The sequence below is a fragment of the Frigoribacterium sp. Leaf172 genome (genome assembly GCF_001424285.1).
GTDB lineage: Bacteria > Actinomycetota > Actinomycetes > Actinomycetales > Microbacteriaceae > Frigoribacterium.
Genome location: NZ_LMPB01000003.1, coordinates 142,147 through 161,607, shown reverse-complemented (window position 1 = coordinate 161,607; position 19,461 = coordinate 142,147). Strand labels below are relative to the sequence as shown.

General features: G+C 66.5%; 21 protein-coding genes. 11 read left to right on the top strand and 10 right to left on the bottom strand.

Going from position 1 to position 19,461, the window contains the following annotated elements; translation table 11 throughout:
* Positions 1-1,614: 1,614 nt before the first annotated feature.
* Positions 1,615-2,352, bottom strand: a complete 738-nt coding sequence (locus ASF89_RS15735; RefSeq protein WP_156357480.1) for a hypothetical protein — start codon at positions 2,350-2,352, stop codon at positions 1,615-1,617.
* 291 nt (positions 2,353-2,643) lie between these two features.
* Between ASF89_RS15735 and ASF89_RS12285 the strand changes: the two genes are divergently transcribed.
* On the top strand, positions 2,644-3,267 hold the full coding sequence (locus ASF89_RS12285; protein ID WP_156463403.1) for a hypothetical protein: 624 nt from the start codon (positions 2,644-2,646) through the stop codon (positions 3,265-3,267).
* 145 nt (positions 3,268-3,412) lie between these two features.
* Here ASF89_RS12285 and ASF89_RS12280 read toward each other — a convergent pair whose 3' ends face one another.
* Positions 3,413-3,883, bottom strand: coding sequence for a hypothetical protein (locus ASF89_RS12280; protein ID WP_156463402.1), 471 nt, complete (start codon positions 3,881-3,883; stop codon positions 3,413-3,415).
* A 149-nt stretch (positions 3,884-4,032) separates the two neighbouring features.
* On the opposite strand from ASF89_RS12280, the gene ASF89_RS12275 reads away from it, so the two are divergent.
* Positions 4,033-4,458, top strand: coding sequence for a hypothetical protein (locus ASF89_RS12275; protein WP_156463401.1), 426 nt, complete (start codon positions 4,033-4,035; stop codon positions 4,456-4,458).
* A gap of 30 nt (positions 4,459-4,488) precedes the next feature.
* Here ASF89_RS12275 and ASF89_RS12270 read toward each other — a convergent pair whose 3' ends face one another.
* A complete protein-coding gene (locus ASF89_RS12270; protein ID WP_156463400.1) occupies positions 4,489-5,574 on the bottom strand; it encodes a hypothetical protein in 1,086 nt (361 codons plus the stop codon).
* A 73-nt stretch (positions 5,575-5,647) separates the two neighbouring features.
* Positions 5,648-6,217 carry a recombinase family protein gene (locus tag ASF89_RS12265; RefSeq protein WP_055815190.1) on the bottom strand — a complete coding sequence of 190 codons (570 nt, stop codon included), beginning with the start codon at positions 6,215-6,217 and terminating at the stop codon, positions 5,648-5,650.
* Between the two features lie 122 nt (positions 6,218-6,339).
* On the opposite strand from ASF89_RS12265, the gene ASF89_RS16210 reads away from it, so the two are divergent.
* Together ASF89_RS16210 and ASF89_RS12260 are read left to right on the top strand one after the other, a co-directional pair.
* Positions 6,340-7,041 carry a DNA polymerase ligase N-terminal domain-containing protein gene (locus ASF89_RS16210; protein WP_082489997.1) on the top strand — a complete coding sequence of 234 codons (702 nt, stop codon included), beginning with the start codon at positions 6,340-6,342 and terminating at the stop codon, positions 7,039-7,041.
* A gap of 146 nt (positions 7,042-7,187) precedes the next feature.
* On the top strand, positions 7,188-7,679 hold the full coding sequence (locus ASF89_RS12260) for a hypothetical protein (protein ID WP_082489996.1): 492 nt from the start codon (positions 7,188-7,190) through the stop codon (positions 7,677-7,679).
* A 51-nt stretch (positions 7,680-7,730) separates the two neighbouring features.
* On the opposite strand, the gene ASF89_RS15985 is transcribed toward ASF89_RS12260, so the two are convergent.
* The 4 genes from ASF89_RS15985 to ASF89_RS12240 form a co-directional block, all read right to left on the bottom strand.
* Positions 7,731-8,846 (bottom strand): sorbosone dehydrogenase family protein, encoded by a 1,116-nt coding sequence (locus ASF89_RS15985; protein WP_369814559.1) that lies wholly within the window; start codon positions 8,844-8,846, stop codon positions 7,731-7,733.
* On the bottom strand, positions 8,843-9,838 hold the full coding sequence (locus ASF89_RS15980; protein WP_235484120.1) for an alpha/beta hydrolase: 996 nt from the start codon (positions 9,836-9,838) through the stop codon (positions 8,843-8,845). Before ASF89_RS15980 ends, ASF89_RS15985 begins: the two co-directional genes overlap by 4 nt.
* 96 nt (positions 9,839-9,934) lie before the next feature.
* Positions 9,935-10,525, bottom strand: coding sequence for a cyclophilin-like fold protein (locus ASF89_RS12245; RefSeq protein ID WP_156463399.1), 591 nt, complete (start codon positions 10,523-10,525; stop codon positions 9,935-9,937).
* A gap of 72 nt (positions 10,526-10,597) precedes the next feature.
* Positions 10,598-11,632, bottom strand: coding sequence for an alcohol dehydrogenase catalytic domain-containing protein (locus tag ASF89_RS12240; protein WP_082489995.1), 1,035 nt, complete (start codon positions 11,630-11,632; stop codon positions 10,598-10,600).
* A gap of 220 nt (positions 11,633-11,852) precedes the next feature.
* Here ASF89_RS12240 and ASF89_RS12235 point away from each other — a divergent pair, with 220 nt between their 5' ends.
* The 6 genes from ASF89_RS12235 (at position 11,853) to ASF89_RS12210 (ending at position 16,247) form a co-directional block, all read left to right on the top strand.
* Positions 11,853-12,740 (top strand): helix-turn-helix transcriptional regulator, encoded by an 888-nt coding sequence (locus ASF89_RS12235; protein ID WP_055815183.1) that lies wholly within the window; start codon positions 11,853-11,855, stop codon positions 12,738-12,740.
* A gap of 86 nt (positions 12,741-12,826) precedes the next feature.
* The gene (locus tag ASF89_RS12230) at positions 12,827-14,044 is read left to right on the top strand and encodes an MFS transporter (protein WP_082489994.1); all 1,218 of its coding nucleotides are present in this window, start codon (positions 12,827-12,829) and stop codon (positions 14,042-14,044) included.
* 81 nt (positions 14,045-14,125) lie between these two features.
* On the top strand, positions 14,126-14,896 hold the full coding sequence (locus ASF89_RS12225) for a glucose 1-dehydrogenase (protein ID WP_055815180.1): 771 nt from the start codon (positions 14,126-14,128) through the stop codon (positions 14,894-14,896).
* Between the two features lie 112 nt (positions 14,897-15,008).
* The gene (locus ASF89_RS12220) at positions 15,009-15,353 is read left to right on the top strand and encodes a carboxymuconolactone decarboxylase family protein (RefSeq protein WP_055815177.1); all 345 of its coding nucleotides are present in this window, start codon (positions 15,009-15,011) and stop codon (positions 15,351-15,353) included.
* Positions 15,350-15,751 carry a cupin domain-containing protein gene (locus ASF89_RS12215; protein ID WP_055815172.1) on the top strand — a complete coding sequence of 134 codons (402 nt, stop codon included), beginning with the start codon at positions 15,350-15,352 and terminating at the stop codon, positions 15,749-15,751. The genes ASF89_RS12220 and ASF89_RS12215 overlap by 4 nt, the downstream gene beginning before the upstream one ends.
* A 67-nt stretch (positions 15,752-15,818) precedes the next feature.
* On the top strand, positions 15,819-16,247 hold the full coding sequence (locus tag ASF89_RS12210) for a DUF2255 family protein (RefSeq protein WP_055815169.1): 429 nt from the start codon (positions 15,819-15,821) through the stop codon (positions 16,245-16,247).
* Positions 16,248-16,253: 6 nt separating this feature from the next.
* Here ASF89_RS12210 and ASF89_RS12205 read toward each other — a convergent pair whose 3' ends face one another.
* Positions 16,254-17,267 carry a zinc-binding dehydrogenase gene (locus ASF89_RS12205; RefSeq protein WP_055815166.1) on the bottom strand — a complete coding sequence of 338 codons (1,014 nt, stop codon included), beginning with the start codon at positions 17,265-17,267 and terminating at the stop codon, positions 16,254-16,256.
* Positions 17,268-17,524: 257 nt separating this feature from the next.
* Here ASF89_RS12205 and ASF89_RS12200 point away from each other — a divergent pair, with 257 nt between their 5' ends.
* The gene (locus ASF89_RS12200; RefSeq protein ID WP_235484117.1) at positions 17,525-18,271 is read left to right on the top strand and encodes a 3,4-dioxygenase subunit beta; all 747 of its coding nucleotides are present in this window, start codon (positions 17,525-17,527) and stop codon (positions 18,269-18,271) included.
* Between the two features lie 245 nt (positions 18,272-18,516).
* Here ASF89_RS12200 and ASF89_RS12195 read toward each other — a convergent pair whose 3' ends face one another.
* The gene (locus ASF89_RS12195) at positions 18,517-19,374 is read right to left on the bottom strand and encodes a M15 family metallopeptidase (protein ID WP_055815161.1); all 858 of its coding nucleotides are present in this window, start codon (positions 19,372-19,374) and stop codon (positions 18,517-18,519) included.
* Between the last annotated feature and the right edge of the window lie 87 nt (positions 19,375-19,461).

Below are 19,461 nucleotides of genomic sequence, written 5' to 3'. Positions count from 1 at the left end.
ACCTCCTCGAGAGATGCTCTGCTGAGCTCCGGCGGCGACGCCACCGTCCTGGTATCCAGCCCGATCGCTCTGGCGATCTACGCCGTCCTACTCGTGGTGATCACCATCGCAGCCATCGGAAAACTGCGTGCACGGGCGGGTCGGAACGACCCTCTCGCAGCCGTGGGCCGGGCAGCCGGGTCGCACACGGAGTCAGTCCGAACAGTCGATGAGAAGCGCCCGAAAAGGCGGAAGTGATCTGACACCGCGAATTGAATCCTCAGACCGGGTCAGCGGGCCGAAGGGAGATCGCACGAGTTCGCGCTCGATTCTGTGACCTTGACGATCATCGCCGCCGTCATCGCCACCACCGCTGCCGCAGCCGCGCAGTCTGCCCTGCGCCGTCAGACGCCCAACACACCAGAGGGCCTTGACAGCACCGAATGAACGCTCGCTACAGGTCGAACCTCGTGGCGACAGCGCGGCAAGCTCTACCTCCGCAACACGTGCGCTTCTCAGAACACGACGGACGTCGGACAGCACACACTGCCCGGACGGAGGCCGGATACTGGAACTGCCGATCGAACATGTTGAGTGCATGCACACCCGCGGTGCGTAATCTGCATCACTCAGCGTCGAGAGGAAAGCCATGTCTACACCGCGCCCGTCACGCAAGAACTGGTACGCCACCCTCTTCTTGAAGATTGCAGCTGTCGCCGGCACGACCATCGACACTGTCTTCAACTTCTGGGGACCGGCGCGCGTGCACGGCAGCGCGACTCCTCCCCGGCGCAAAACTCACTGAACCCGGCACGGGCATACACCTGGGCGGATTACCAGCACCGAGAACGACGTAGCCCGCTAGCGGATCGGCTATCGGGACCATCGACAGGTCAACATCATGGCGATGGTGCGTCGTCGCCCGCTTGTCTCGGCGCAGCGACTGATGACGGATCGTCGATGTCCGAGGGGCGACTGAGCCAACCCGGGCCGTCGCGTCGAAGCTGCTTGAGCTCGAGACTCGGTTCGGAAGGGACCTCGAACTTTTGCCTCAGCAGACGCCACTGCAGAACAACCCCGACGATGACGCCCGATGTAAAGAAGGGCACCCCGACCAAGACCATCAGCCACAGCGGCCAACGCTTCAGACCTCGACCCAACGGAGCCCACGGGTCCCACCCGACGGACCCCCCGCCCCAAACGATGAGCACGAGGAACCCGGCACTGACAACGGCTGCCACCCATGGATGTGCACGAAAGACTGATTCGACCCAGCCTGGGCTGCCGTTTCGCACCATGCACCAGATCCTACGGGTCGCCCCTGTCGCTGCTGCTGTCGACCTAATGCGGTGCATCTCTTTCGTTCTATAGGCGCAGTTGCTGTGCAGCGGTGCGAAGCATGTCCTCCCAAACGCGGTGAGCTCGGACGTCCGTCACAGGCCAAGGGCCGGCAGCTGCGCCCGCTCGGACAGCGCTCACCGACATGGCCTTCAATGGCAGGCCGCTCCTCGTCACTGCGCAACTGGGGCCGAATCACCGCACCTCGCCCGCCTAAGGATCCCTCATCGGGACGATGCTGGAGCAGCGTCAGTACCTGTGTTGAACCACCGTCGGACTCTACGTACGGCAAAAGCGCTAGAAAGGTTCGTTGCCAACTTCTCCCGTGCGTCTTTGGCCAGTTCCAAGGAACTGCAGGAACCGCCGCCCCTGCTCAGTCGTCCGGATGTGCGTGAGCGCGGATCCCGTCGTGGTCGTTTCTAGGATACGAGCAGGGAGGGTCAAGAGCCCTTCGCGATCCAGTTCGGCGACCATGTCAGTGAGGTGTCCCTTCAGCTCTCCGTCACCGCCAGCGATGTCGTCGCGAATGAAAGTGTGGAGGGACGCAAATGTCGTCTGCTCATACTTCTCCGGGTCTCCGCCATGAGATGCGATCCAACCGGCGGGGTTGTCGAAGGCCACGAGTAGACGGATATGCCAGGGCCTGAGGCGTGCCGCCCAGTCAATAAAACGTTCCTGCTGCTCCGGTACAGCCGCGCTGCTTGCGCCGATTCCTGCGGCAGCTTCTGCAAGGAGTCGTCGCTTCTCGTCGTCCGCGGACTCGTGAGCGGCACGTAAAAGCCTGTTCACTGCCGCGTAGAAGCTCGGGTCCGCCGGATTGAACCGAGTTTCGCCGTTCTGCTCTTCTAACCATCGCACTCGCGCTGCGAGCGAAGCCAGGTACTCGTCTTGGACCTCTTGTCGTCGAGTCTCGATAGCTGCCTGGATGCCGCCCAGGACAATACCGAGGCCGGGCACCTGGCTTGCAGCAGCCATAGCGACTCCAACAACGGCACTCTGGACAGTTGAACGGTCGGGAAAGACTTCGTCGCTCATGAAGCCATTCTCCACGCATCAAGAGGCCGAATGCGATGTAGGCATTTGCGCGGCGTCCACACCCCACACCAACTCCACTTTCGCGCAGACCCAAGATGCCACCCCACCCCTAGAGCGCGGGGACCGGCAGTTGATCCCCTATCGGGCACACCCGACGGATAGGCCACGTCCACGAGCTCGGCGACCTGAGCCGAATTCCTGTCACCTGCGCAGGCAGGATTTTGTGGTCGGCGATCTAGCTATCACACGACGCGGTCGCGCCGCCATCGATAGCCTCCCTACGATTGGCTCATGCCACCGCCCCCTGATTTGACCTGGATACCTGGGACCGCCGCCGCTGTATTTGGCGCAGTTATAGCCATAGATGCGAATCGACGTGCCGCTGTCCGGGACAGGCAGTCCGCGAAGCGAGAAGTCGAAAGGCTTACCGCGGATCGAGAAGCGCGACGGCGCGACACCGAGCGTGAAGCAGTTCTCCGCCTCGTCGAGTTGTTCCAGAAAGCCCATTCGAACACCGTCGAGCCGGATGAGACAGACGCCCAGCGGGTGCAGATAGCCGAGGACGAGTGGCGCGAGGTTCTATACACGCGGACCTTCGAAGAAGAGTTTCCGCTGTGGTGGAGGTCGCTCTCCGAGCTGAGCGTGGATGCCGAGTTGATCACCGACGATGCAACACGCAAGGAAGTTCTCCTGTGCATGCTCGTGATGAACGAAGCGCCCGAAATAACGAAGCTAGGCCCTTGGGGCACTCACCGTGAAATCGTGCGCAATGTTGCAGCGGTTGGTTTCGCGGTGCTCGGCGCTTGGCTCCGGGCGACACCACAAGACAGAGAGACACGTGCAGCTGTAACAAACGTGGGGCATATGCAGGCGGCGTTCGACAAGCATGTTCAATCACTCTTCGAGCGAAAGTGAACCTGGAGACGTGTCTGCTCCACCGTCGGACGCCCGGTACGCGATCCGTCACCGGACGCCCGAGGGCAGCGGCCACTCCCCCGTAGTTGCTGAGCCCAGATCGTCTCGATAGATCATTTCGGAATCGATCTCGGTGAAGGATCGGCTAGCGGGCACGAGGCGGCAGCGCTTTTGGTTGCAGATCTGTTCCCCACCTGGCAACGACAGCGTCAAAAGCCTGCTGGGGCCGGACGTGTTCAACGGCTCGTCGGTCGTGGTTCCAGGCGACGACACCAGCCGCATGAAGTTGCTTCCACATATCGAGGACTGACGCGAGCGTCACTGGGACCGAAGGTGCGACCGGGTCGGTGCGCAGATGTTCCGCTGCCGAGTCGATGGTGAAGTCTTCGCCGCCGTAGAAGATGACCGGGAACCGCACAGCTAAAAGATCGTCCAGCTCTACCTCGGGGTGCTCTTGGCTGTATTGCTCGTAGTCCCAGATCGGGACGTCAGGACGGTGGCGGGTTGCCGGCCCTGCGAGCGTCCCGGACGCAGTCTTCGACAGTCCGGGATGCAACGCTTCCAGGGACGCCAGAGCCGCGAGACGCTCTTCTTCGGGCATGCCCTCGATGTCCATGACCGAATCCTCCCCCATGAGAGCCCGAACGGCAGGGGTCACCACCAGAGGATCGTCCATCGGGCACCGGTAACGGCCTTCCCGCTTCCCTGACCGCACCACAACGACCGGCGTGTGGGATCGCCGAAGCGAGATGACATGCTGAGCGCATGCTGACCGATGCAGAGATCGTGGCTGCGATGAGAAGAGCCGAGCGTAAGAGTCGACCTCTCGGGACGGACGTGTCGTATCTCGACTACGAGATGCGAGACATCCGCGCCTCGCCCGGACACGTCGATGTCGAACTCATCCAGCGCGACGGCCACTCCGCGCGTCTCCTCATCGCCCTCCCCTCCACCGGTGAACCCCAGTACTGGCTCTACTTTCTCCCCGATACTGCCGAGGAGTGGGTAGAACAGCTCCTCCTCTGGCTCGACGAACAGGTTTTCACCAGCGGGCTCATGGACGAGCGAGTACGCGTAGAGAGAAACGGTGCCAGCTACGTGCAGTCAGCTCCCTACGGCTGGCGCTTGACCGATCCTGCTGAGCACGCACGCCTCGCCGAGGCCGCTGGCCCCGACGGTTGGTACGGATGACGATCGTCTATCGCACCGCAACAGTCCTAATCATCGAACTGAGAACATCAGCCGTGGCGCAGGAGGACCACTCTGACCTCTCGCCGCGTTCTCGATAAGTGGGTACGTGTTTCGGCAAGCACGAGGAGCAGGCCTGAGGACGCTAAAGTCGTGCGTTTTGGGCTTCCACGCCGCCGGCCGCTTCTCATAGTCCGAAAGGGAGATCGGGCTGAACTCGGTATCGCTCGAGTAATGAACGAGGGCCTTCTCTCGCCGAAATACGCCTTCCTGCTCCGCCCGAGTGTCATGACCGGTGTGACTAGCGACGGCTCGCAGTAATGCCTTCCCGGCGGCGAGCACTCCAAGCACGGAGGCAGCCATCAGCTCGACCTCGTCAGAAAGTGCTTCCTCCGTCAGACCCGCGGTGATACTCGGCAGGAACCAGGATTTCGAGTGCGTTCCCCCGCTCCCGGTGTCCCAGTGATGAGCGTCGACGCCGAGGTAATCGCGAGCGGCGTCAGTGGCGTTGAACTTGACGTTCTCGCGGATGGTCCCTAGAGACAGGTGCGGCGTTCCCCCCTGGAGTTCAGGAGCAAGGTTTACGCCATTTCGCGTGAACATCTCACGGACGCCCTCGACCGCACTTTCGATCTGCTGCTTTCGATCCCCAATCACGGTCCTCGGGAACTTGACGGACGTCCGCTGCGATCCCTCAAACATGTCGAGAGAACGCGCGAGCATTCGCAGGATGGTGCGCTCAGACGCAACCCTTGGGTCGTGGACGTAGCAAAGCGTCAGGACACTCTCCAACAGCCCACGTTGCAACGTAGGTAGGGCAGCGAAAGCGCTGCCAAGCTCAAGTAGCTCCTCCATGGCGACAGCGTGCTGATCCGCGACCGTCAGAAGTCGGACTCCGTCCTCAAGGCTTTCATCGGCCATCAATCGAAAGAAACCTTCGGTGGTGTCGTTGTCGTCGAGCCAGGCGATGAGGCGACGACGAACCGAGTCGGGACCATCAAGCCCGTGTCCTCCTGTCGTGCGAGCCACGGCAGCGGTGATGTCCCGGCGGGTTTGTGCGATCAGACGAGCCCCATATCGACCAGGACTCGCGACATTCATACGCGTGCGCTGCTGCACAGCCGACAATCCCTTCCGCAATCCACACTGAGAAGGGCGATCACCCCAGAATCAGATCTCCTGCTGGAGATGGTCACGACTGCTCTCCTCGGTGAACTGCTCGGTAGACAGTTGAGCGGGCAACACCGAAGAGCTCGGCGATCTCGCTCGTCGTGTGGGCACCGGTGCGGTGCAGCTGCACGAGGTGCTTCTCCTGCGAGGGGGTGAGCTTGGGCTTGCGGCCGCGGAGCTTGCCGGCGGCCTTGGCGATTGCCATGCCCTCACGGGTGCGGGCCCGGATCAGGTCGGCCTCGAACTCGGCGACCATCCCGAGGACGTTGAACAGGAGCCGGCCGACAGGGTCGGTCGGGTCGTAGACCGCTCCCCCGAGGTTCAGGGCTACGCCCTTCTTCGTCAGCTCATCCGCGATGTCGGTCGCATCCCGCAGCGAACGGGCGAGGCGGTCGAGCTTCGTGACGACGAGGACGTCGCCGGCCCGGCACGCAGCGAGAGCTTCGCGGAGTCCCGGCCGTGCTCGAGTTGTGCCCGACAGCCCATGGTCAACATGCACGTGTTGATCGTCAACACCGAGTGCTGCGAGACCGTCGCGCTGGGCAGCGAGATCCTGTCCTGAGGTCGAGACGCGGGCGTATCCGATGAGCATCCGATGACTGTAGCGTTTAAACCCCCTTCACCGGGCATTTTTGCGGGACAGGCATACGCGAATCTGCAGGCCATGCGCTACTTGACCCCAGCCGACCAAGAGCGCCTCGAGATGGTGTCCCGATGCACGACCGGCTACGGGGCGGCAGGAACCAAATACCTACCCGACTCCACGGCGTTTCTCCTGGTGAGGGGTCATGGCAGGGCCTCCTAAGCGCTCACTGGCGGGCCACCTGCCTGACAGGATCCTTTCCGAGCTCATGTCTTCTTGACACGAGATACGCCAGGGCACGAGCGCCCGCATCCCACCACGCCGGACACGTTTGTGGAACACCTGATCGTGCCCGAGACCGGACAGGACACCGCCACGGCGATCAACCGGCTCGAGTGAGCCACCGACGATCACTTCACCGCCACAGAAGGAGGCCCCCAATTCCTGAATCACCCAGCCGCTTCCTCTTGACCGAACACCACGCCCGCTCGCACCACTGGGACCTTCGCCTCGAGGACCAGGGAGTGCTGCTGAGCTGGGCGCTCCCCAAAGGAGAACCGGGACAACTCGGAGTGAAGCGCTTGGCCCTGCGCACTGAGGATCACGCACTGGACTTCATCGATCCCGACTACGCGATCGCAATGGCAGCCGCAGGTGATTCATCACTCCTCATCACTGATTCAGGCATGTATGAACGCGAGGTGTGGTCGCCTGACTCGCGAATTATCGTCGTTCTGGCGGGTGGCGATCTGGGCACCCGGCGCCTCGCTCTGACCCGCGCAGCCCGCATGGGTCACAACACCTGGTTGGCACAGCGTCTCGCTTCGCGGTAGCTGCAACGTGGCCCTCACAGGCCCTCTCTACTTCTCACGGATCGCCCTACGGTCGAGGAGGCGCAGCTCGTCTCCCGGGCCGGGGCACGGTGATCGATCGAGCAACGCCGCGAGCGACTGCTGCGCCCTGACGAGAGGCACGACCCATGAACCGACAGACCCGCACTATCTCCGCCGTGGCCCTGCTGCTGGGTGGGATCCTCGCCACGACCGGCTGCACACAGTCCTCCGACGCCGCCGCACCAGCGGAGCCGAGCCCCACGGCGTCTGCGACGAGTCCGCTCGTCGGCGAATGGGAGATGACTTCGCTTGAGGTCGGCGCCGAGGGCGACCTGCAGCCGCTGCCTTACGGCGGCCAGGTCATCTTCACCGCGAGCGGGACCATGGCCGTGCAGGCCGCGAACCCCGACACCGAGGCCCCCGACGGCCCGTACACGGTCGGCGGCTACGAGGCCTTCTACGGCGAGATCACACCGGTCGACGGCGACTCGTTCACGGTCGAGGTCGAGTCGGCTCTGGCACGTGATCTCGTGGGTCAGAGCCTCGCCCGGGATTACGACGTCTCGGGAGACACCCTCGTGCTGACCCCGACGGATCCGTCCGAGGGTTTCCGCGCCACCTACGCACGCCAGGACTGATTCCGGGACGGAGAACGGGCCGCCCTCATTCGCGAGGGCGGCCCGTTCCCGTCAGTCGCCGACGTCGACGCGCACGATCCGGTCATCGCCGTCACGTGGGGTGCCCTGGCTGTTCGTGTTCCCGGTGAGGGCCCACAGGCTGCCGTCGGGTGCAGGGGTGACGGCCCGGAAGCGGCCGTAGGTGCCCGAGAAGTACTCCGTGGAGCTGCCGGGTTCGGCGACGGGAACGGCCCGCAGCACGGAGCCCCGGAGGTTGGCGATGTAGACGACGTCATCGATCACTGTGATGCCGCTGGGGCTGGCCTCGGCGGGCGACCATTGCTGCACGGGGTCGATGAAGCGGATGTCCTCCCCGGCACCTTCCACCGTGGGCCAGCCGTAGTCGCCGCCGGCTTCGATGATGTTCAGCTCGTCCCAGGTGTTCTGACCGAATTCGCTGGCGAACATCGTGCCGTCCTCCGCCCAGGCCAGGCCCTGGACGTTACGGTGCCCGGAGCTGTAGACCAGCGAGCCGGGGAACGGATTGTCGTCCGGCGCGTCGCCCTCGGGGGTCATGCGCAGGATCTTCCCCGAGAGCGAGTCGAGATCCTGCGCCCGGTCCGCCGAGCCTGCGTCGCCCACCCCGGCGTAGAGCATGCCGTCGGGCCCGAAGGCGATGCGTCCTCCGTTGTGGAAGCCGGCCGAGGCCAGACCGTCGAGGATCGTCTCAGGTTCGCCGAGCTCGAGCCCGCCGGGCGCACCGGGCGCACCGGAGAGTGCGAATCGTTGGATGCGGTTGCCCTGTTCTCCGGTGGAGTAGGCGTAGAGGCGCTCATCGGCGACGGCGAGACCGAGGAGTCCCCCCTCGCCGCCATGGCTGATCCCCGCGATCGTCGCGACGGTGCGCGTCGTCCCGTCGGGCGCGACCTCGAGCACCCGTCCCGAGTCCCGTTCACTGACCAGCGCGGTGTCGCCGACGAAGGCGATCGACCAGGGCGTCTCGAGACCGGTCGTGACCTCGGTCGGCCTCGCGCCTCCCAACGGGTCGAACGAGGCCGGCGCGGACGAGGCCGTTCGCGTCGACGTCGGGGAGGGGGCCTGCGCATCGGTGCACCCGGCGATCACGATGCCGACGGCCGTCACCACGCAGGCCGACCGCAGCGCCCGCCGACCTCGCACTGCGTTCACGCCCGCACCGCGAGGGTCGCGTCCGTCAAACCGGAGGAGGTGAGGGAGGTGCGGAAGAAGTCCTCGAGGAGATCGAAGGGGATGACGTCGGTGCGGTCGTAGAGATCGATGTGGCGCGCATCGGGGATGACGACCAGTCGCTTCGGTTCGGCCGCCTTCGCGTACACCTCGTCGCTGAAGTAGCGGGAGTGGGCGACGTCTCCGGTGATGAGGAGGATCGGCCGGGGGCTGATGTCGGGGAGGTGCGCCAGGGCTCCGTGTCCGATGTGCGCCGCTTCGCTCGTGAGGGTGAACCCGCCGATGGATCGGGGGTGGTGCCCACGGTCGAGGACGTAGTACTCCTGGAACTCGGACGTGACCGGGTCGAGTCTCTCGGGTTCGTACTCGGCGGGGAAGGTCGGGCCGAGGGCCGGTCGCTCGGCATCCACGTCGGCCCAGCGCTGCGCCGCGAGATCGGCGAGCTCCGCCCTCCGCCCCGCATCCGTCTGAGCCCCCTGCCAGCCGTCGCGCTTGACGCCGCTGATGTCGTACATCGCCGAGGTGGCGACCGCACGGATCCGAGGGTCGATCTGCGCTGCGGTGAGGGCGAATCCGCCGCTGCCGCAGATGCCGATGGCCCCGATGCGACCTCTGTCGATGTACGAGAGCGAGCCGGCGAAGTCGACGGCGGCGCTGAAGTCCTCCGCGAAGACCTCGGGCGAGGTGATGTGTCGCGGCTCGCCCCCGCTCTCGCCGTTGTACGAAGGGTCGAAGGCGAGGGCGACGAGGCCGCGGCGCGCGAGCTCGTTCGCGTAGACGCCGGGACCCTGCTCTTTGACTCCGCCGTGGGGCGGTCCGATCACCACGGCGGCGTGGCGGGTGCTCTCGTCGAGGTCGGCGGACTGATAGAGGTCGGCGGCGATCAGGATGCCGAATCGATTGCGGTACCGGACCGAGGTGCGGACCACGGTGGGGTCGAGAGCGAAGGTGTATCCGTCGGGTTGCATTGGCATGGTGCGGGAACTCTTCTCTGTGGCGGTGATGGTGGTCGGGTCGGCATTCGGGGAGGGTGGGATCGAAGGTCATCGACCCTCGGGTCGGGCCCGCGGCTACTCCACGATCTCGAGGCGCACGTCGGCACTGTCGAAGGCTGAGAGCTGCTCGGCGGTGGCTTCGTAGGTGCCGAGGTGGATGGTCGAGTCCGAGTAGTCGATGCCTGCAGCGTCGTAGTAGAAGCCGAGGTTCCCCCAGGGGGTGAAGTAGATGAGATCCCCGTCCTCGGGGTCCGAGCCGGGAGAGCCGTCGACGTCGAGTCCCGGCCCGGGATAGGCGATCTTCTCCCGCCCGGCGAACTCCTCGAAGGCCAGGGTCACGGGCAGCCTCGACAAGAGATCTCGAGTCGTCGGGTTGTCTTCCTGGAGTGTCACATCCACCACGCTGCCTCCGCCGCTGAACCTGACGACGGTCCCGACGACCTCGCTGGGAGCCTCGGGCCCCTCGGTCGGAACGGTCTCCTGGTTCGGTTGGACAGTGACAGCGGCAGAGGGTTCGGCCGCCCGCGTGGATGCAACGGCCGGGTCAGGGGCCTGTCCCGTCGCGCTCGAGCACCCGGTGAGGATTCCGAAGCTGGCGGTCGTGAGAAGGAGCGCCGACGTGACCTGGGGGGCAAGGCGTCTGCGTCGGGAGGCGGGTGGGACCATGGAGATGTTCCTGTCGTTCGTCGTGCCGGACGGCGGATGGGGTGGGCATCTGCTCTGTGTCGCCCGGCATGGCTAGGGGCGGATGAGGACTTTCAGCGCTTCGCGGTCGTCCATCAGGCGGTAGGCCTCCGCGATGTCGTCGAGGGGCATCTCTCGGTCGAAGACACGGCCCGGATCGATGGTGCCGTCGAGGACCTGGGGCAGGACCTGCTCGAGGTAGGCGCGGACGGTGGCGGGGCCGCCGGTGAGGGTGGCGTTCTTGCCGAACAGGGACGCCATGCCGACCGCCGCCTCCTCGTACTGGGGAACACCGACACGGCTGATGGTTCCTCCGGCACGGACGATGCCGACAGCCTGCTCGTAGGCCGGCATGTGGCCGACGGCCTCGAGCACAACGTGTGACCCCTCGCCACGGGTGATCTCCATGACCTTCGCGACTCCTTCGTCGCCTCGCTCGGCGACGACGTGGGTCGCACCGAAGTCGCGACCGAGGTCGGTGCGGGCGGTGTGACGGCCCATCAGGATGATGGTCTCGGCGCCGAGCTGCTTGGCCGCGAGGACGGCGGAGAGCCCGACAGCGCCGTCGCCGATGACGGTGACGGTCTTGCCGGGCTCGACATCGCCGCGGATGGCGGCGTGGTAGCCGGTGAGGTAGACGTCGGACAAGGTCAGCAGGCTCGGCATGAGCGCTTCGTCAGTGCCCTCCGGGATGACGACGGCCGTACCGTCGGCCTGGGGGACGATGAGCTTCTCGGCCTGGGTGGCTGAGGCGGCGCCGTCGAAGAAACCGCCGTGGGTGCATGACGTCGTCAGGCCGTCCTGGCAGAACGGGCAGGTTCCATCGGACCAGGCGAAGGGCACGATGACCGTGTCGCCGACCGACAGGGTGCGAACGTCTTCGCCGATCTCCACGATGACACCGATGGCCTCGTGGCCCATGCGGCGGCCCTCGGGGGTGTCCTCGAGGTCGTGGTAGGGGTGCAGGTCGGATCCGCAGACGCAGGCGTAGGTGACTCGGATGAGCGCCTCGGTGGGCTGCTGGATGACGGGGTCCGGGACCTCGACGACTCGGACGTCGCCGGACTTGTACATCAGGGTGGCCTTCATATCGCTCCTTCTCAGGTCAGTCGCGGGGAGGGCGTCCACGTCGCGCAGGCCCTGCAATCGACGGACAGCGCGCAACGACGCCATGCTCTTCTCAGACGTTAAGCCGTCGTTCCACGGGCAAACAGGCCCGGTCAGAACCCCCTTGACTCGTGGACACCTCCGTCAAGCGGGGCTCCGTCAGGGCCTGGCTGGCTGCTAGTAGGAGTCGTAGCGTCACGGTATGGACAATCGAGCTGAGGTGCGGGAGTTCCTTTCGTCACGCCGTGCGCGTCTGACTCCTGACATGACGGGAGTCGTCAGTGCCGGCGGGCGGCGCCGAGTACCGGGGCTGCGGCGCGACGAGGTCGCTCGTCTTGCTGGTGTGAGCGTCGATTACTACACGAAGGTCGAGCGGGGCAGCCTCGGCGGTGTCTCCGACAGCGTCCTTGACAGCATCGCCCGCGCACTCGAGATGGATCAGGCCGAACGGGACCACCTGTACGACCTTGCGCGAGCTGCAACCCCGGCGCGTCGTCGCCCGGCGCCGAGCCCCGCGCAGAAGATCGCTGAATCCCCCATCCAGCACATGCTGGACTCGATGACCGGGGCGGTGGCCATGGTCACGAACACCCACATGGATCTGGTCGCTGCCAACGCCCTCGGATTCGCCCTGTACTCGGACATGTATCGCGGTTCGCTTCGGCCGGCGAACCACTCCCGGTTCATCTTCCTCGACCCCCGGGCTCACGATTTCTACCCGGACTGGGAGCGCGCTGCGAACGTCAACGTCGCCATCCTCCGGCGCGATGCCGGACGCGATCCCCACGACTCCGGGATCGCTGCCCTCGTCGGAGAACTCTCGATCCGAAGTGACGACTTCCGCACCCGGTGGGCCGAGCACGACGTTCGGCGTCACTACACCGGTGCGAAACAGTTCCGGCACCCCGTCGTGGGCCTCCTCGAACTCGACTTCCATGCCATGGACCTACAAGACTCCCCCGGTCACTACCTGACCGTCTATACCGCTGCCCCCGGCAGCGACTCCGATGAGGGGCTGCAGCTGCTCGCCACCTGGGCGGCCACCGAACGCATCGTGGAACGCGCGCGAAACGCCGAGCACGCGATCTGACCCGCGCCTCCCGGTCCCCGTATCGGACCGGACTTCCCTGAACCCCTCGCTCTCCTGCCGCGCTCTGGTGCGCCCGAAAGGACCTCGTGACCACTCCGACCGCTTCCGTCCCGATCGATTCACCGTCTGCGGAGGGTGCTGACTCCCCTGCTGGCCGGCTCCCGCTGGTCTCCCTCGTCGTGCTCGCGACGACCGGGTTCATCCTCGTCGCCATGGAGACGATGCCGGCCGGGCTCCTTCCGCAGATCGCCAGCGGGCTCGACACCGGCGAGGGCACCGTCGGACTGCTGATCAGCGCCTACGCTCTCGGCACAGTCATCGCCACCGTCCCAGCGATCACCCTCACCCGAGGAGTTCGCCGACGGCCACTGCTCGCCGTCGCCCTCACCGGCCTCATCCTGTCCAACCTCGTCACCGCTGTAGCCCCGACAGTGGCCGTGGCCCTCGTGGCACGGTTCATCGCCGGAGCCTTCTCGGGGACCATCTGGGGCATGCTCGCCGCCTACGGGCGCAGGATCAGCCCCGAGAAGCAAGCCGGACGCTCCCTCGCCATCGTCTCGGCCGGAGCACCCGTCGGGTTCGCCTTCGGCACCCCGCTGGGGTCCTGGATCGGAACGACTCTGGACTGGCGGTGGTCTTTCGGAGGCCTCAGCATCCTCGGCGCCATCGTCCTGATCCTCGTGCTCACCGTCGTCGCCGATGCAGCACCGGCACCCGCGACGTCGCGCCTGCCCCTGACCCGTGTCATCAGGATCCCCGGTGTCGCGATGATCCTGGCTGTCATCGCGACGTGGATGATCGCCCACAACACCCTTTACACCTACATCGCCCCGTATCTCCGTACCGGCGGTTCAGGTCTCGGCGTCGACCTCACCCTGCTCGTCTACGGCATTTCGTCGATCGGCGGGATCATCGTGACGGGCGCTCTTCTCGACCGTCACCCGCGACCCTTGCTGCACGGCAGCCTGGCGGTTTTCGTCGGCGTGGGCCTGATCCTCTTCGTCGGGCACGCCTCAGCACCCGCCGTTCTCATCGCCGCGGTGTTCTGGGGCCTGACCTTCGGCGGCGCCGCCGCACAGTTGCAGGCAGCTCTCACGACGGCCGGCGGCGACAACGCCGATGTCGCCAACTCGTTCCTGCCCGTGGCCTTCAACGTCGCCATCTTCGCTGCCGGGATCGTCGGCGCCGGCCTGCTGACCGTGGCCGACGGACTGGTCCTTCCCAGCGTGTTGATCATCTTCGGAACCATCGCTCTGGCGCTCACATTCATCGGCCGCAGGAACGCCTTCCCCGCCCGACTCTGACCCTCCGCCTGTAGCCCCCACAGGCGAAGCGACGACATCACCGTCACTCCCCTACCCACCCACAGTCAGAAGGAGAAAATCATGAGCATCACCACTCCCCGTTTCACGGACAAAGTCGCATTCGTCACCGGCGGCGCCGGCGGGATCGGCCGCGCGACCGCCCTCGCCTACGCCGCAGAAGGCGCCCGTGTCGCCGTCGCCGACCTTCCCGGCGCCGGCCACCAGGAGACAGCCTCGATGATCACCACAGCAGGCGGGACCGCAACAGCCATCGACCTCGACGTCTCCGACGCCGCGCAGGTGGTCGCTGCCCTCGACCAGGTGGTCTCCACCTGGGGACGCCTCGACGTCGCGTTCAACAACGCCGGCCTCGAGCAGACCCAGACCCTCACCGCCGACCTCGACGACGCCGAGTTCGACCGCATCATGAGTGTCGACGTCCGTGGCGTCTACCTATGCGTGAAGCACGAGATCCGCCACATGAAGGCCACCGGAGGCGGCGCGATCGTCAACACCTCCTCGGGAGCCGGCGTCATGGGCATCTCAGGCCAGGCCGCTTACGCTGCGGCGAAGCACGCCGTCATCGGACTCAGCAAGTCCACGGCCCTCGAGTACGTCGGTGACGGCATCCGGGTGAACGTCGTCGCCCCCGGGATGATCGACACGAAGATGATCGAGCGCCTCACCGGCGGCACGGACGACGGCTACGCCGACGTCATCGCCCAAGAGCCCATCGGCCGGCTCGGCAAGCCCGAGGAGATCGCCTCGGCCGTGCTGTGGCTGACCTCCGACGACGGCGGGTTCGCCGTCGGACACACCCTCGTCGTCGACGGCGGCCAGACCATCGGCTGACGCCCTGGCCGGGGTGTCACATCAGGGCCTCCCTCAGGACCGTAGTCCGGGGTTTCGTGGCATCCAGGCGATGAACGACATCGTCGAGCACGCATCAGGCAGGAGAAGAGTCATGGCAGACCAGCCGAAGCAGGTCGGGGGCGGACGGAGCATGTTCGGGGAGTTCGCCCCGAAGCTCGCCGCGCTCACCGACGACGTCCTCTTCGATGACGTCTGGAACCGCCCGGAACTGTCCGCACGCGATCGGAGCCTCATCACCGTCGCCGTCCTCGCCGCCGGCGGCAACACCGGCCAGCTCGAGTTCCACCTGGGCCGCGCCGTCGAGAACGGCGTCACCCAGGAGGAGCTGATCGAGGCCATCACCCATGTCACCCTCTACGCGGGCTGGCCCGACGGCATGGCCGCGATGAGCGTCGCGCAACAGCACTTCACCACCGACGAACAGGACGCCTCGTGAACATCGAACCCGCCGCCCCCACGACCAAGAACCCGCCCGAGCAGTTCGCCGGCGACGTCTGGCTCGACCCGATCGCCATGCCCCACGAAGACGGCCAGCACATGGTGGTCGCCACCGTGCGCTTCGCCCCGGGCGCCCGCACCGCCTGGCACTCGCACGAGAAGGGCCAGTATCTGCGCGTCACCGCCGGCGTCGGCCGCTTCGGCACCCGCGACGGTCAGATCATCGACGTCCACCCCGGTCAGACGATCTACACCCCGCCCGGCCAGGAGCACTTCCACGCCGCCGCCCCCGGCGTCTTCATGGAGCACATCGCGATGCTCGAGAACGGCGACGACCCGGCCAGCACCACCACCTGGCTCGAGCACATCACCGACGACGACTTCGCCGGCAGATGAGAAGAGCAGCCACGGGTCCACTGCACCGTTCCGCTCCTGAACAGTGCGCGAGCGGGAAGGAACATCGATGACCACCTTCAGCAGCGACACTCTTGCGAGGATCGCCGAGAGCGACGACCTCCATGTGTCACCGTTCCGGGGCGACGGTACGACCTACGGCACGCCCACCTGGATCTGGTCCGTCGTCGTCGACGACGCCCTCTTCGTCCGCGCCTACAACGGCACGGCCTCGCGCTGGTACCAGGCCGCGATGCAGCAAGGCGCCGGGCGCATCAGTGCCGCCGGAGCCGAGCACGAGGTGACCTTCCGAGCCGCCGCAGGCGAGGCCGACGCCGAGATCGATGCCGCCTACCGACTGAAGTACTCGGGTAGCCCTTACCTGCGTCCCATGCTCACCGCCTCGACGGTCGCTGCGACCGTCGAGATCAGACCTCGCCCGGGAGGTGCCCCGTCATCGAGGAACCGTGACGGGCGTCCTGGTAGCGACGTCGACTGACGTCGATCACCGGACCATGACGACGATCTTCCCCACCGTGATGCCGGCCCGCAGGGTTTCGAGCGCCTGATCGGCGTCGTCGAACGCGAAAGAGGCACCCACGATCGGACGGACCCGGCCGGCGAGAACCCCGGACAGCAGAACCCGGTCGAACCCGTCGAAGAGGGTGCCGAGAACCTCAGGGGGCGTGAGGTCGTACGAGACGGACCGCAGCTGGACGTGCCGGCGGGCGAGAGCGAAGAGGTCCACGGAGCCTCTTCCGCCCGCCAGACGTCCGACGCTCACGACGGTGCCGCCGTCCACGGTGGAGGCGATGACGGAGTCGAGAGCGTCTCCGCCGAGATGATCGAGCACGAAGTCCACACCTCGACCGTCCGTGGCGTCGAGCACGACCTCGGCGAGGCGCTCGTCCTCCGCGACGAGGACGCTGTCAGCGCCAGCATCCCGCATGGCGGCGGCCTTGCCTCCGGTTCGCGTCGTCGCGATGACCCGGGCGGCACCGAGCTCCCTCGCCACTTGAATGGCGACGAGTCCCAGCGACGAACTCCCGGCGGTGACGAGTACCGAGGATCCCGAAACGATGCCCGCCGTCCAAGCAGCCCCGAGTTCCGTGGTGAACGCGGTGGGAGTGGCGGCCGCCTCGGCATCGGACAGGTTCGCGGGAGCGAGAAGCAGGTGCCGGCGGTCCGCCACGACGTAGTCGGCGAGCGTCCCCGCGGCGATTCCGCAGACTCTCTTCCCGAGGAGCGAGATGTCCGCGTGGTCACCCACTCGGAGGACCTCGCCACTGAATTCGAACCCGGCGACGTGTTCCTCGCCCGACGGGCGAAGGTCTCCATTATTGAGCGCGGCAGCGTGAACACGGACCATCACGCCGTCGCCGGTCATCTCGGGTACCGGCCGTTCAGACCGAGCCAGGGCGAGCCCGTCACCGCTCACCCAAACCCTCATCGACCCGGACCCGTCGGTTCCTCTTGCCGTCATCATGCTCTCCTCGTCGTCGTCCTCTCGACCGAACACCGTCTCGGTCGGGCGAGACGAGCCCCGCGAGACCCCCCTTCGCGAACCTCCCGCCGAAGACCGGCCCTGACAGGGTCTCCCTGTCCGCACCCGACGGGACCTACGGTCTGAAGATGACGAACAGGTTCGGCCGTGCCGGCGGGCGCATTCCCCACCCCGACATCACCTCGGAAGGCCCCGCCTACGAGGGCCGGCCTCTCCCTCGGCCGCAGGACGAGGTCGTCGACCAAGGTGTCGCGTTCGACGTGGACACGGTCATGACACGACGGAGAGCACTCGGCATGATCGGGCTCGGTGCCGGCTCGCTGGCCCTCGCCGCCTGCACGACGGAGCCACGCGGGCTCCCCTCGTCCGCGCCGCCGGAGACCCCGGCGGCGGGATCGGGGACACCCGCGGAGATCGCGGGGCCGTTCCCCGGGGACGGGTCGAACGGCGTCGACGTCCTCGAGCGGTTCGGGATCGTCCGAAAGGACATCCGGTCGAGCATCGGAGGCGGCGAGACAGCCGCCGGCGTCGCACTGAACTTGACTCTCACCGTCCTGGGCGGGAGTGGCGCAACCCTCCCCCTGAGCGGAGCAGCGGTGTACGTGTGGCAGTGCGATGCAGCGGGCGGATACTCGATGTACTCGCCCGGACTGGAGAACGCGACGTACCGCCGCGGTGTTCAAGAGGTCGACGAGGCGGGCGACGTCAGCTTCACGACCGTCTTCCCGGGCTGCTACCCGGGGCGATGGCCCCACGTGCACTTCGAGGTCTACCCCGACATCGACAGCGTCCGCGGCAACTCACGCCCCCTCCTGACCTCCCAGCTGGCGTTGCCAGAGGACATCGGCCGGGAGATCTACGGGCTGCCTGACTACGCCGATTCGGCGGGGAATCTGGACGACGTGACCCTCGGGTCCGACATGGTCTTCGCAGATGACTCCGCAGCCCACCAGATGGCTGCCGTCACCCGCGAAGAAGGTGGGTTCCGTGCTGCGCTGACCGTCCGTCGTGATCATTAGCGCCGTCTTCGGCAAATCGATTGCCCTTGGTTCAGCTTTAAGTGACCGTCTCTCAACCCTACGGTTGCGAGACGTCTCGCCGACCGCACACTTCATGCAACCGTCGGCCCGTGATCTCAAGGCACGGTCGGTCTCATGACCATGTATCGCGACTGCGGTGGACATCAGGTGACATGAAGGTTGGTTGCGAGACGCGAACGGCCCTGCGATGAGTCGATCGGCTACGCGCGGGTCTCGACCCGAGGTCAGCCGGCGTAGTCGGGCGCGGCGGGCAGCCCGAAGAACTCCTCGAGGGTCGTCACGCCGGTCTCGTGCATCTCGGTCGCGAGCTCGGGGCCGATGTACCGGAAGTGCCACGGCTCGTACATGAAGCCCGTGACCTCGACCTTGTCGACGGGGTACCGCAGCAGGAATCCGAAGCGCCAGGCGTTGTCGGCGAGCCACCGGCCCTGTGTGGTGTCCCCGAAGCACGCCTTCAACGGGCAGCTGAGCGGGATCGGGCTGATATCGAGGGCCAACCCCGTCTGGTGCTCGCTGAAGCCCGGGCGCGCGCTCTGCGCATCCGCAGCGGCCTGCCCCTCCCGCTGAACGTAGCCGCCGTAGACATCCACCTGCAATGCGTACGAGCGGTAGGCGCTCTGCACCTGGAACGCGCCTGCGCCCTCGGCCTCCCCCGCGGCGAACATCTCGACGACGGCGGCGGCCACCTCGGCCCGCAGCGTCGGCGGGTTCTGGCTCGCGACGTCGGGGGTCACGAGGTCGGTCGGCGCGTAGTCGACGGGGTCGAGGGGGCGGAGCTTGTCGCTGACCACCCAGAGACTCGACGGGTCGTCGATCGATCGGGCCGTCGCGTCGAAGGCGGGCGGTGTCGGGGAGGCGGGGGGCGCCTCCTCGGTCTCCGCCGGCGAGGACTCCGGCTCGGGCTCCGCGGACCCCGCCTGCGGCGACGGCGTCGGCCCGGCCGAGACGGGCGACTCCGACGGGGTGCGGGACGCCGAGGCGTCCGGCGACGCCGACGAGCACGACGCGAGCAGGGCCGCGGCGAGCACCGCCGCGAGGGGGACCACGAAGACGGAGCGGGACGAGGCGAGACGAGGTGACATCGGCCCGAGCCTAGTCATCGGCCCGCCGAGGCATACCCGCGCCGACCGACCCTGCTCGCGGACGCGCTCGGCGAACGCTCGGCGAAC